The organism is Paenibacillus sp. UASWS1643 (assembly GCF_008693195.1).
Lineage (GTDB): Bacteria > Bacillota > Bacilli > Paenibacillales > Paenibacillaceae > Paenibacillus > Paenibacillus amylolyticus_B.
The window spans coordinates 198,092-211,444 of sequence record NZ_VXKZ01000112.1 but is presented as its reverse complement, the minus strand read 5'-3'; the positions used below and the strand labels follow the sequence as shown (position 1 = coordinate 211,444).

General features: G+C 50.1%; 16 protein-coding genes. 2 read left to right on the top strand and 14 right to left on the bottom strand.

What is annotated here, in order from left to right:
• Positions 1–89 precede the first annotated feature (89 nt).
• Positions 90–1,328: a glycosyltransferase family 4 protein gene (locus tag FE296_RS20140; RefSeq protein WP_124117644.1), complete on the top strand. Its 1,239-nt coding sequence runs from the start codon at positions 90–92 to the stop codon at positions 1,326–1,328.
• Complete coding sequence (locus FE296_RS32890) at positions 1,325–1,495, top strand: hypothetical protein (protein ID WP_167483784.1); 171 nt, start codon at positions 1,325–1,327, stop codon at positions 1,493–1,495. Before FE296_RS20140 ends, FE296_RS32890 begins: the two co-directional genes overlap by 4 nt.
• 144 nt (positions 1,496–1,639) lie before the next feature.
• Here the strand turns inward: FE296_RS32890 and FE296_RS20135 are convergent, their stop codons facing one another.
• From FE296_RS20135 to FE296_RS20070, 14 genes are all read right to left on the bottom strand, one after another.
• A complete protein-coding gene (locus FE296_RS20135; protein ID WP_150366091.1) occupies positions 1,640–2,170 on the bottom strand; it encodes a GNAT family N-acetyltransferase in 531 nt (176 codons plus the stop codon).
• Between the two features lie 249 nt (positions 2,171–2,419).
• Complete coding sequence (locus tag FE296_RS20130; protein WP_150366090.1) at positions 2,420–3,136, bottom strand: glycosyltransferase; 717 nt, start codon at positions 3,134–3,136, stop codon at positions 2,420–2,422.
• Positions 3,137–3,232: 96 nt separating this feature from the next.
• Entirely contained in the window at positions 3,233–3,949 is a 717-nt protein-coding gene (locus FE296_RS20125; protein WP_124117638.1) for a glycosyltransferase, read from the bottom strand.
• Positions 3,946–4,887, bottom strand: coding sequence for an NAD-dependent epimerase/dehydratase family protein (locus FE296_RS20120; RefSeq protein ID WP_150366089.1), 942 nt, complete (start codon positions 4,885–4,887; stop codon positions 3,946–3,948). The genes FE296_RS20125 and FE296_RS20120 overlap by 4 nt, the downstream gene beginning before the upstream one ends.
• The gene (locus FE296_RS20115) at positions 4,869–5,696 is read right to left on the bottom strand and encodes a dTDP-4-dehydrorhamnose reductase family protein (protein WP_150366088.1); all 828 of its coding nucleotides are present in this window, start codon (positions 5,694–5,696) and stop codon (positions 4,869–4,871) included. Before FE296_RS20115 ends, FE296_RS20120 begins: the two co-directional genes overlap by 19 nt.
• Complete coding sequence (locus FE296_RS20110) at positions 5,693–6,679, bottom strand: polysaccharide biosynthesis protein (RefSeq protein WP_124117634.1); 987 nt, start codon at positions 6,677–6,679, stop codon at positions 5,693–5,695. The genes FE296_RS20115 and FE296_RS20110 overlap by 4 nt, the downstream gene beginning before the upstream one ends.
• Positions 6,672–7,763: a non-hydrolyzing UDP-N-acetylglucosamine 2-epimerase gene (gene wecB, locus FE296_RS20105; protein ID WP_150366087.1), complete on the bottom strand. Its 1,092-nt coding sequence runs from the start codon at positions 7,761–7,763 to the stop codon at positions 6,672–6,674. The genes FE296_RS20110 and wecB overlap by 8 nt, the downstream gene beginning before the upstream one ends.
• Positions 7,764–7,777: 14 nt before the next feature.
• A complete protein-coding gene (locus FE296_RS20100) occupies positions 7,778–9,403 on the bottom strand; it encodes a glycosyltransferase family 4 protein (RefSeq protein ID WP_150366086.1) in 1,626 nt (541 codons plus the stop codon).
• A gap of 66 nt (positions 9,404–9,469) precedes the next feature.
• Positions 9,470–10,609, bottom strand: coding sequence for a CgeB family protein (locus FE296_RS20095; protein WP_047841233.1), 1,140 nt, complete (start codon positions 10,607–10,609; stop codon positions 9,470–9,472).
• A 60-nt stretch (positions 10,610–10,669) separates the two neighbouring features.
• Positions 10,670–11,764: a CgeB family protein gene (locus FE296_RS20090; protein WP_091020899.1), complete on the bottom strand. Its 1,095-nt coding sequence runs from the start codon at positions 11,762–11,764 to the stop codon at positions 10,670–10,672.
• 251 nt (positions 11,765–12,015) lie between these two features.
• On the bottom strand, positions 12,016–12,357 hold the full coding sequence (locus FE296_RS20085) for a FliH/SctL family protein (protein WP_051446920.1): 342 nt from the start codon (positions 12,355–12,357) through the stop codon (positions 12,016–12,018).
• A 1-nt stretch (position 12,358) separates the two neighbouring features.
• Positions 12,359–12,658, bottom strand: coding sequence for a hypothetical protein (locus tag FE296_RS20080; protein ID WP_017692511.1), 300 nt, complete (start codon positions 12,656–12,658; stop codon positions 12,359–12,361).
• Entirely contained in the window at positions 12,655–12,996 is a 342-nt protein-coding gene (locus tag FE296_RS20075; RefSeq protein ID WP_017692510.1) for an alpha-helical endospore appendage domain-containing protein, read from the bottom strand. The genes FE296_RS20080 and FE296_RS20075 overlap by 4 nt, the downstream gene beginning before the upstream one ends.
• Before the next feature lie 23 nt (positions 12,997–13,019).
• Entirely contained in the window at positions 13,020–13,307 is a 288-nt protein-coding gene (locus FE296_RS20070; protein WP_017692509.1) for a hypothetical protein, read from the bottom strand.
• Positions 13,308–13,353: the final 46 nt, after the last annotated feature.

Genomic DNA, 13,353 nt, shown 5'->3' with positions numbered 1-13,353 from the left:
CACGGAAATGCCCGACCTTCCGGTCCTCTTTTTTCATAGAATAAAAGGATAGAAGCTCGGCCGGTGCAGGCCGTGACAAGGAGGTAGCTATGAAAGTTCTGCTCGTTACGTATTGGGAGCTTACACATATGGGAGGCATATGGACATATGTTAAACAACTGGCCGACAGGTTGATCACACTTGGTGTAGAGGTTGATATCATGGGCACAAATGGTGCCAATAACGAAGTATATGTTCGTAATCTGAACCGCGCTTTCTCCAAGGATAAGGTGTGGCCCATGCTGCAAGCCAAACTCAATCCGACTGATCTGCCACAATTCACTGCCGATCCTCTTCTCGCTTATTATGAACTGAATAGATATGCCTTCGAGATGGCAGCTGCTTATCTGGGGGTGGACCACTATGACGTTATTCATGCGCAAGATCCAGTAGCTGCCGTAGCCATAAAACGCATCTTGAACCGCAATATCCCACTGGTTACAAGCTATCATGGCGCTCTTGCACGCGAAGCCTTTTACGATGCACAAAATTCCAACCCACAGCTTACTCTCCCTTCATATTTGCAATCCAAGCGTGGACGTTATTTTCTCTCATTGGAAGAGCGAAGTGCAGCACAGTCCGAGCTCATTCTCGTGTCAAGCCACTGGATCAAGAGTACGCTTACAGAGCTTGCCGTTCCTGAATCAAAGTTCAGACAGATTCCCTATGCTGTAGATCTCCCAGCCTACCGTGCCTCAGCAGCTGTGAAGTTCCGCCAGCGACCACCTGCGGGCAAGAAAGTCATTGCCTTTACCGGACGACTTGAATACATCAAGGGCGTTCATGTGTTAATCAAGGCCTTAGCCAGTCTGAAAAACAAACGTTCCGATTGGGTCTGCTGGATCGCAGGAGAAGGCAATCTGACCGATGAATTGCGCTCACAGGCCGCGTCAACGGGTATTGGAGCCGATGTTGTGTTCTGGGGCAAGCTGGACAATATTCCTTCCTTCCTGCGCCATGCAGATATCTATGTCCAGCCCAGCCTGCAGGACACCCAGCCGTTCTCCGTTACCGAAGCGCAACTGGCGGGTGTACCTGTTATCGTCAGTGGTACAGCCGGCATGCCTGAGATGGTTGAACCTGGACGTACGGGATGGGTTGTTCCTCCGCAGGATGTCGACTCGCTCCGTGAACTGTTGGATGCACTGCTTGAGGATAATGTTACCCGGAGAACAGTGGGTGCGGCGGCGAAAGCCTGGGCTGAACAATATCGTTCACTGGAAGTGATGGGATTGCGTACATTTCAAGTCTACCAAGAAGCCATCTACAGAGGAGGACATACGATATGACGTTACTTGTACCGAGTGATCTGTACAATCGCTGGTTTTCGACTCCAGTTTCCACACCTCACATCGACGTGGATTACGCTGTAATGAATGAATTGATGAAGAAGCTGCCTAAAGGATATGTATTTCCCGATCCTGCATCCATGGCGATCATGAATTCAAAAGATTGAGTTGTCCAATGATATGCCTTCTTCATATAACATGCCGAAATATCAAACAAGGGGTGTCCCATCTGTCATATGAATGACTGAGGACACCCCTTGCTCGCTTCAAATGTGTTCTAACGGACCGAGAACACGCTATTACAGATCTCTCTAATCTGTCGCCAACTTGGAATACATATTCAGATCACTGAACGTTTCGCCTACCCTCTCGTATGCTCTGAGGGTACCTTCGCATGTGAAATTGAGCTTTTGTAATAGCTTGATAGAATTCACATTACCGGGATCAACCTTTGCTTCGATTCGATTCAGCTTCATAGTCGAGAATGCATGAGCTAACAAAGAAGAGATCGCTTCCGCAGCATATCCTTTCCCCCAGTGTGATCTGGCAATGTCATACCCGATTTCTGCTTTAAGATTGTCAAAATCCAGTGAATTATAACCACATGAACCTATGATTTCGTTGGACTCTTGCGCAAAGATAGAGAACCGAATGGCCTTATTTTCCTGAGAAAGATCATCCAGAAGATTAATCATGGCTATAGCTTGATTTTCATCCGTAAAATGAGTGATATTCATAAATCTAGTTACATCTGGATCAGACCAAATCTTAAACAAACTGGCCGAATCCGCTACATCCATTTTTCGCAAATATAACCGTTCTGTGTGTAACTCTGTAATCAATACTCTTACCTCCATTAGTTTATTAATAGTTGGGTTTAAGATATTGATATCTGCGCATAGTCCAGTCCCTTCCGTGTATGAATCATTTCATTATACAGAGACTTCAGCAATCGTTCACCTTTCTGTCCACGAATCTGTCCATAGAGCAAAAAAAGAGCTTACCACTTATAACACTTAAAAAATGTTTCATAAGGGTGCTCTCCTGTCCATTTAACATCTATTCCATTCAGCCATCATTGCCAAATCCATCTACTTCCAATACCCGCCAACCTGAAGCAAATTGAACAGAATCGGCCGATGCTTCGCCTGAACCCGTTTCATCTCGGCAACCAGTGCCTTGAAGTGACGTTTGGTTCCCATTGACTCATGCAATCGGTAGCACATCAGAGGTTCATTGTAGTAGAACAGCTCATACATTGGAAACAGCCTCATCCACATCTCATAGTCATGGGTGTAGCGAAAATCAGTGTCGAACAGTCCAAACCGCTCAAATGCTTCCATCTCTAACATGACAGTACAGCCGTTTATCGGACAACCTTCCAGCAGTACCTGCAACATTTCCAGACGACTTCCCACTTCCGGATGCACCGTATCCAACCATTCACTCTTCTCATTCACATAATGGTAGGCACCATGGCAGAATGAAGCCTTGACCTCTCGCATAAACTTCAGTTGTTTCTCTACCCGATCCAGCAGCATCACATCATCTGAGCTGAGCCAGACAAAGTAATCCCCTGTTGCATGCTTGATGCCCTCATTTAATGCTGTCGCTGTTCCACCGTTTTCTTTGTGAATATAGCGGATGGAATCCATGAATGGTTGTAGCTTCTCCACGTGCTCAGTTGACCCATCATCCACTACGATGACTTCGATATACGGATACGTCTGGTGAATGGCACTGTGAACAGCCTGCTCGATATAAGCACAATTGTAAAAAGGAATGACGATCGATACTTTTGGCTCCATTCGGGCCTTCCCCTCCTCTTACTGTCTTAGGTAAAATGCTGCGCAAAGAGGGCGTTAATCAGCCATCTTTTGGCTTTCATAACTGCCCTCCCTACGCTACCCGCCAAGCGTCGCTATTCGCTGCAACAGCGGTTCCCGATATCTGGACCATACCATGGATGCTTCTCTGCCGATGACATCCGCATGACGAACTGATCCCATTCCCCCATGCCACCGATAGGCAGTAAGCGGTTCGTTCAGGTATGGGAACCGATGACCATTCAGTACAATCCGCATCCAGAGATCCAGATCATGCGTGTAGGGCAGAAGCTCATCAAACAATCCCACTCCGCTGAACAGATCCTTGCGGATCATGACAGTACAACCGTTGACTGGATTGCCGTGGACAAACCGCCGCAGTAAGTCCAGATCCGACATCGGTTCAGGTCCACCATGCATTTTGGTAACGGCCGAATGCTCGTTGATATAGTGAAAGTTCGTATGAGAGACAAGCACATGCTCACGCTGCATAAACTCCAGCTGATGCCGGATTTTATCCGGGTACAGATAATCATCCGAACTGAGCCAGGCTACATAATCACCAGAGGCATGGCGGATGCCATGATTAAGTGCCGAAGCCGTCCCGCCATTGCTTTTGCCAAGCACATTAATATAAGGAAGATAGGGTTGAAGCAACTCTGCATGCCGGGTTGAACCGTCATTCACAACAACGATCTCCACATCGGGATACGTCTGGTTCAGTGCACTCTGAATTGCCTGAGGCACATAAGGACAGTTATAGAATGGAATGACAATGGATACTCTCGGATTCATCTTGTCGTCCTCCCTTGCTGGACACGAACATCACTCAGAATATCCTGAAGCGATGTGGCAAATGGAATCATCGGCTGCCAGCCAAGCTTGCGCAGCAGTGATAATTCCTCCTGTTTCCCCGAACCATCCGGACCAGAAGATGCCCCATCCCAGCGAACAGGGACTTCCGCTGCTGTCATGGACAATAGCAGATCTGCAATTTCACCAAGACTGCGCTCGACTCCAGACACCACCGGGTATACTGTACCGCTGGACCCGTGTATCAAAAGTGTCGCATACGCTCTGACGGCATCCCGCACATCCAGAAAGTCACGCGTATTGTCCCGTCCGGACAGACGGAATGCCTCGGTTTTGCCCGCCTGCTCACAGGCAACAACATGGCGTGCAAGCAGTGAACAGATGCCTGTGGAAGGACCCGCACCAATCAGATTGCCTGGCTCCGCCAGCATGATCTGTTGTCCGAAGAGCGACATCCACGACAAGGACACCATCTCTTCCAGCGCTTTACTGAGGCTGTATGGATGCGGAGGCTGGGGAATCCGCCCAGGTTCCGGCGTATATTTTAACCTCGATCCTACAATAACGGTTCGTGCTGTCGGACAACTGCGAAGCGCATCCAGCAGATACAGCACGGCCATCACATTGGTCTCCAGGACCAGTAGCGGATCAGACCACGAATCAGGCACTGAATTTTTGCCAGCGAGATGCAGCACATAGTCGGGCTGCACCTCGCCGATCAGATGACGCACTTGCTGTTTATCGTTCAGATCACAGACATGGACTTGTGCACCTTTACCAAATGAATACACATCCGGCCTCCGGACTACCGCCGCAACCACTGCACCAACTTCCCGAAAATAAGATACGGCATGTCGCCCGGTAAAACCGGAGGCGCCTGTAATCAGCACTTTCTTGCCTCTCAGCTCTGCTCCATCCATAATGCCAACTCCTTCAGCATTGTAGAATAATCCGGCAGGTCTGTCTTCACATCCTCGCGAGTGGACACCAGCGTACGGTCTTGCACTACACTGTCATCACGTACAATCGTCACATCCTGCTTATCCCAGGTCTGCTTGAATAACACAAGCAGGTCATGCTTGCTCACAGGTACCGGATGAGCTAGATGGATGAGACCACTAACGGGTGAAGCCAGGTAATGGTCTACCCATTTGGCCAGCTCAAGTGTGGTCACACCGTTCCAGAATACGCGGGTATACCCGCCGACTTCACCTGTGCTGGACATAAACCATTGCATCAGACCAATGCCGCCCTGCCGAATCTCGGGTCCAATGATGGACGTACGGATCGTCAGATGACCTTCATCCTGAACTTCGCCAAGTGCTTTGGTGATGGCGTAAGCTGAGGTCCCATCCGTAACATCATCTTCCCGGTATGCTCCCCGTTCCCCGCTGAACACACAGTCCGTGCTGATATGAATCAGGCGTGCACCAATCGTATCTGCAACCCGCCGCAGACGATGTGGCAGGAAACCGTTAATATGATATGCAGTAATTTTGTCCTCATCTGCGAAGTTGTTCAACACACCTACAGCATTAATAATCACATCCGGGTGCACAGCTTCTACCAATCGATCAACCATGAAGCTGTCGTTCACATCCAGGAGCAGACCATTGGGGTCCGTTACATCCCGAGATGTGTAGAAGACGCTGTGTACACCTTGACGGCGGAAATAGTCGACCAAAATATGGCCGGCCATTCCGTTTCCACCAAGTATCAGCAGTTTCATGACAAGAATCCTCCGCGCATCAGAATTTCACGAATCTCCTCTTTGGTCATGAGTTGGTGTTCAGAACTGAAACTGTTAAAGGAGACCGGGGGACAATTGGTATAATGTTCACGCAGACCCGGTATACCCAGGGTAGGCAGAATAACCAGGTACTGCTCATCGTAGACAACGGTGGTCATGCTCTCGAATTCACTCATCAATATTTCGTGGATTTTCTCTCCTGGACGAATGCCTCGTTCCACAATGCTCACATTCTCCACACCGGAATCCTCAATCAGCACTTCCGCGAGATCAACGATTTTGCAGGTAGGCATCGTCATGACAAAGATCTCTCCGCCGACACTTTCCACCGAAGCTTTGAACAGCAAGGTAATTGCATCCTTCAGCGTAAGAAAGAATCGAGTCATACTCATATCCGTGATGGAGACCTGCCCTTTCTGGCGGATCTGATTCTTGAACAGATGTACCACACTTCCATTTGTTCCTAGTACATTTCCGCCCCGTACCGTAACAAATTTGGTATCGCTGTGTAACAAGTTTGCATATACAATTAATTTCTCGCCGATCGCTTTTGTCATGCCATAGAAGTTGGACGGATTGGCAGCCTTGTCAGTCGAGATATAGATTACTTTTTCCACCTTGTTTTCAATAGCAGCCTCAATTACGTTTTGTGTACCAATCACATTGGTTTTGAGTGCTTCGTATGGTTGGTCTTCACACACCGGAACATGCTTGAGCGCAGCCAGATGAAATACATAGTCCACATGCTGGCAAGCCGCCGTCAAGGCGTCCTTGTCACGAATATCTCCAATCCGGAAATGAAGACGTGGGTCTTCAAATTCACGACTCATAGCCACTTGGCTGGACTCGTTCCGGGAATATACAATAATTTCTTTGGGCTGCTGGGGCAGTAGTTGAGCCACAAGTTCATAACCCCATGATCCCGTACCGCCAGTCACGAGTATACGCTTATTTTCAAACATGCATTTTCCCTCCAAGCAGAAATTTAACCACTTTACTGGATACATCTGTGGCTTTGTAACCTTGCGGGCAATCCCAGTCGCTAGACATCTTTGTCATGACTCTCACGCAATCAGCGATGCGCGCGGCATCCAGACCGGAGACTACATTGCTGCCGCAATCGACCGTTTCCGGCCGCTCGGTAGTTCGACGCATCGTTACGGTCGGCACGCCCATAATGCAACACTCCTCCTGCACGGTACCGCTATCCGTAAGTGCACAGCGTGCATGACGTTCAAGCATTACAAAGTCGAAGAATCCAAACGGCTCGTGAAACTCCACCAGCGGGTTCATCTCCAGTTGCAGATGCTCCGCAATCCGGATCGCGGTACGCGGATGAATACTGCAGATCACACGCAACCCGTGTTCCTCTGCGACCTGGTTCAGTCCTTTCATAATCTCCAGTAAATGAGGGGCATGATCCACATTCTCGGCTCGATGGGCAGTAACCAGGAAGTATTGCCCGGACTTCAGCTTGAGCTTTTTGAGTATTTTGCTGGAACTTACTTGCGCGTCGTAGTGCTGCATTACTTCATAGATGGGATTGCCCGTTAGCACGATGCGCCTGCTTGGTACCCCTTCGCTGACCAAATGTTTCTTGCTCTGTTCCGTGTAAGGCATATTAACGGTGGAGATGGCATCAATAACCTTACGATTTTTCTCTTCAGGCACATCCAGGTCGAAGCAACGATTGCCTGCTTCCATATGAATAACAGGAACACCCATGCGCTCAGCCAATACTGCACATAATGCGCTATTGGTATCGCCAAGCAGCAGCAATTTATCGGGTTTCTCCTGCAATATCAGATCTTCCATCTGCGTAAACATCGAGGATAGCTGTCGTCCCAGAGTGGCCGCTTCATCCTGAAGAACGTAATCCGGTGCGCGCAGGCCCATTTCCTTGAAAAAGAGACCGCTGAGACTTTCCGTGAAGTTCTGTCCCGTGTGCACCAGAATATGTTTGGACGCGTACTGGTCCAGCTTGGAGATGATCAGGCTGAGCCGTATGATCTCAGGTCTCGTACCCAGCACCGTCATGATCTTCATCGTAATCCCTGCCTTCATCTTGTATTGGAACCCTTGCGCCCTGCTCGGCTACGTCCTGCCTTGGCAGATTTGCGTCTGCGATTAGCCGATTTCCCCATATGTGGACGCGGTCCCTTCGTTGTACGGGTTCTCCCCTTACGTCTGCCAGTTCCGGAAGTACGTTTCAGCCCCTCACGGTCTCGGCGAGAATGAGGTGCAAGTGGCTTGCGACGACGTTTCCGCGTTTTGCCCCTCTGTTGAATCGGCTTTACAGCTGGGCCAGTACCTGAGGCAACAGGAGCATCGTGACCCAATGCGATTGGAGGTAATGAGGAATGTGGCAACGCCTGTATGACGGTCAGGGGGAATAATAGTGCCCGAACCGTAGTCGGCTCCAGAACCAGTACAGTGCGTAGTCCTCCCTCCCCATGGGTATACACAGGTCCATTCGGAGGTTGGATATAAGCAAACCATCCGGGAAAACGCAATAACCACTGTGTCACCATCGTATGCAGTTTCGTTCGGTAGGTTTCAACGCCGTAGAGCCTTTCCGCTTCTGTCCGATTGCGCCACCCCGTATTTGAGGCCAGCTCTGCATCATTCAGCAAGGTTGTTGCCAAGGTGACAAGCGCTTCGGTATCGCCCGGCGGGGCCAAAAATGCATCACTGCCTACGGATTCCATTAACTCCTTCAGTCCACCTTGGGCAAAAGCGATGACCGGTTTGGCAAAATAGAGACCCTCCAGTGCGGTCATGCCAAATCCTTCCTTGACCATGCTTGGGATGACCAGGATATCCATCGCGGTATACGCCAGAGATACGTTCTCTTCAAATGTGGTGAAGGTAAACCGGCGTGAATACCCGGATTTTCTCACCCGTGATACACACTCGTCGTAATACTTTTTATCCGATGGTGCCCCGATGATCCAGAAGCGACAGCGCGAATGCGTTTCACAGATCCTCAAGGCCATATCCACAAATGGTTTCAACCCTTTGGCATCATATATAAATGAAGAAATATAACCGATACAGGTCTGCGATGATTTGAAACCGAGCTCCTTACGCTTGCGTTCGCGCAGATGAACCCAGCGGTCCGGTGCAGGTAGTGCGGGTTCCCAAGTTGGGGAAATGATGGTTACTTTGTCAGCCATGCCGGCTTCTTGGAATGGGGCTACCGCTGTCTCGGATATACCGATAATCCAATCCGCGTAACGGCCAATCATCTGGATCGCCTCGGTTGTATGTTCATTCGTATGAATAATCTCGGTAATCTTCCAGATGACTGGAATCTGAAGGGACTTTGCCGCTACAGCCGGCATCACATTAACGCAGGTGTTCGTTAACACCATATCGGGAGCAGTCTCCCGTATGAGGGAGACCACTTCCTGATACGCTGGTGTATGACGAAGATGCTCCGCATCATCTGCAATGCCCAGGTAAGGTGTGTACACACCGTGAAGCATCGGCAAAGTGCATATTTTGACCTGAATGCCGAATCTCCGCGCAAGCCCCGCAAGCTTCCCCTCCTGAGGGGCTACGAGCACACATTCAAAGATCGCACCGATCTCTCTCATAAAATGAAGCAGCAGCTTCTCGGCGCCTGTAATGCTGCGAGTATTGCACACATGTGAAAATAACATCATCTTTGGTTTCGTTGCCATGGCCGCACGGACCCTGTACACGGGTATCGGATACAGGGTACTGTGCACACCTCCTCCCGGCCAGAATTAAGGGAATATGATGGTTAACATTTCATTAATTCTTTTGCCATACGTGTGGTCTTTCAGTGTACGTTCAAGTCCACGAAGTGCAATCTCACGGCGTTCCTTTTCATGAGTAAGATAATATTCCACTTTGTCGAGTAACTCCTGCGGCGAGGAATATGTCTCAATCTCCACACCCGGTTTGTAGAAACGAGCAATGTCATCCCGGGCGTCGGTCAGCTGTAGCGTCGTGGACGCGGCAATTTCAAACGTTCTCGGGTTCGGTGAAGCTGGCGCGATTTTGAGGTGATTATTATTGACGGAATCATCTTCGTGGGATCGATGCAGGTTGATGACAATTTTGGTTCCATTGTACACATCATTGGTCTCCGGCGGACTCATCCAGCGCCCAAGCTCAATCTTCTCTCCATAGGCAGTATAGTCAGGCAGACGGTCCCACCAGATTCCGTTAAATACCGTATTGTGTGACATCAACTGAGGCATGATCGGATTGAAGAAGTATACCCGGTTCCAGTAGGCCGAGCCGATAAAGCTGACATCCCGTTTTAACGGGGAAGGTGTTGTAATCGGAAAGTAATGATTAGTGAATGCGGCAAAAGGGAGGTAGTGAACTGACGCGCAGCCGATTTGTCGATATAGATCAATACAGTTCAGTTCCAACGTGAAGACATGGTCAAAATGTGTCACAATATCCAGCGTCATATCTGTATAATACGGGTCATCCGTGAGCCAGATCGCCGTCTGAATGCCCGCTTGGCGAATCGCATCGATATGCTCGATGGGGATATCCATTCCATCCAGCACAAGCACAAGATCAGGACGCGTCTGCAGCGCAATTTCAGAAACCGGTTGACGCGGATCAGAGAGGGTTACTTGAGCTACCATACCCTGTAGCGTGGCCATAATGGCCTCATCCAACGGGGAGTAAGGGAAGCCTTTACCCGAGGATACATACAGCACGTGAAGCTGTCGGAAAGGCAACGGTTCCTGTGCACAATTCACAATATAGTTGGCGCGACCGCGCAGATATCCTTCTTCCTTACCTGCGTCATATCCGGCATGTTGCCCATTTTTGCGTGCTTGATCAGCCAGGCTTAGTACGGGTGCATGGACCTTTTTGGTTTTACGGTGTTTGAGAGACATACCGCCACTCCTTTATTTTTTGGGATAGGGTTCTCGTTGGTGCTGCACTTCAGACGGGGATTACAAATGTTCCAGCAACTGACCGATCCGGCGAGTGAATGTATGCTGGTTCATCGTGGTGAGAAGTCCACGCCACGCCATCGCCTGTCGTTCTTCTTCATGCTTCAGATAATAGTGGATCTTGCGCTGAAGTTCTGCAGCGTTAGTGAACGTCTCGATGTCATATCCCGGCTTATAATAACGGGGTAAATCTGCACGTGCATCCGTAATCTGCATTGTGCCGCAGGCGCTGATCTCATACGTGCGTGGATTAATCGAGTGACCTTCAAGATGATGTGTGTTGCGATTGTCTTCCCCATTCTCGCAAGTCCGGTGAATGTTAATGACAATCTTGGCGCCATTGTAATAATCCACTGTCTCTCCAGGAGCAATCCATCCTTCGTGGATGAAACGGCCTAGTACATCAAAGCGTGCCAACCGATTCCACTGGCTACCCGCGATGAATACCTTTTTGTCCGCAAGAAAAGGGGCCAGCTCATCAAACAAGGCAATCCGGTTCCAGAATCCGGTACCGATAAAACAAATGTCGTGCTGATGCTGCGGTGCCGCGCGCCGCGGTTGAAACATGCCTGGATTCACCGCGAGTGGCATATAGATGACCTGGTTCGCTCCATGTGCCAGATAGAAGGGCACCGCGGCCTCTTCATGCGTGAACACGACATCATAGTGCTGGCAAAGGGACGTTGTATCTTCGGTGAAATACGGATCATCCACAAACCACACGGCAGTTCGGATACCGAGTGCACGTATGCCATTCACCTGCTCCACATGATCTGCGGGAAATACATGCAGACCATTCATGACGAGCACAACATCGGGCCGATGCTGACTGGCTTCCTGCAACATCGCTGCTGGCGATCCAACAACGCATTCACGTACAGATTGCTGCAGAGCCAAGGTGACACCTTCATCGATGGCATCGAATCCTTGCGGGATATATAACACTTTCATATCCCGCAGGGTCGGTTCAAACATCTGCACCCGCTCCATCATGGCTTGACAGCCGCCGAATCTGCGGCCTTCTGCATATCCGCCGCGGTAAGCCGTCTCCGCTTCGGTCAGCGGACGGTGCTTTCGTTTTGCCACATTCTTCACCCTGTCTTCCTTCAGGAGATCTCACTTCCAGACTCTCCCCGAGATTGGTCTTCCCTCTAAAGGATATGCCTCGGGGTCAGATGCATCATGGACGGGTGTCCTGCAAGGCGCAAAATTGGCGCTTGCCCTCCACATCCGCCTGTACGGGCATGTCCGCTTTTGCGGCGATGCAAATAACCCGGAGGGATCTGTCCCCCGGGCTAACTGCTAGACAGGTATCATTCCATGCAGAAATAATCCTGTCTACACGGTTACTGTGCTTTGTACGCCAGCTGATGTCCGTCCTCGAATCCCTTGGCGAAACCCGCGTTGAATCCCTCGTTGTACGCCTCGTTGTATCCCTGGCTGTACGCACCATCCGGGTTCGGATCGGTAGGGGTAGCCGGGACGACTGGTTGTACGGGCTTTGGACTCCGGTGCCGCCGTACCGCACGTTTCTTTTTTTTGAGCCACGCACTGCGTCCTTTAAGTGGGCGTTTGTGAAGAACACGTTTGGCTCTGAGCGCACGCAGTTTGCGAATTTTGCGCAGACGGGCTCCACGGATTAACAAAGCTCTTTTGGTTCTCAGTCGTATTTTCTTCTTCTTTAACATGTCAACATTCCTCCTGTATGTCCCGAACGATACGAATTGCACACCCGGGGTCTTTGAGCCACGGCAAGCCAGGCTCCCCATGCTGGATTCGGGCCAGCCTGATTCCCGTAACCATACGAGACATTTCTGCCTGATAACGACTCAGCAAACGAATGTTCTCTGCCAGACTGCGGGCAGATACTTCCGAATGAGCGGTTACACTGGCTACACTGTCCAGAATGCGTGCCAGCGCCTGCTGACTGTGTGCAATGGATTCAATGAGCGCCAGTTTGGCTTCCTGCTCACGCCGCATCAGACTCATTTTCCCATGTCTCCCAGATCCATGCCGCCAAACATGCCACCGTCCATACCGCCGCCATCTTCGCTATCGTTCTGCACCATCACCGCTTTGAGATTGTTGCACAGTCCGGTCTCCATCCGGGTTAATCCTTCCAGCAATTCCACCAGCTGATCATGCATTTTGAGCGGCTCGCCTACCTGATCCCCATGCGTCAGAAAGGTATCCCCATTCAAATGATTCAGCGTCCAGTTCCGTACCTTCTCGGCCTCAATCGCTTTTGCCTCCAGAATCAGGGCAATATTCCACTGCATTTTGGCTGCTGCGTCCAGCATCAGAATGAGGCTCTGTTCTCTACTCATGTTCCTTCACCCGCCTTCCGGGCTTATTCTTCTTCTTGAACCGCGATCTCCCGCATGACTTGGGTCAGCGTTTCGGCTACAGCCTCTTCCAGATCTGCAAGGCCCCCCAAGTAAGAGATAATGCTTTTGTTGATTTGCCCAGAGCTATCCAGCAGACCGTCAACGCCATCCAACTCCGGTTCGATATCTGGCAAATGATTGATGATTTCAGACATGCGTACAGCGACTTGGCGTTTGGCATCCAGCACACGTGCGATCTGCTGGTGAGAGTGTGCAATATGTGTGATAATTTCATCGATTTTGCTCTGCATGGTCCTCCTCCTTACCGTCACGGCCTGCTTCACCCATAGAAAAACC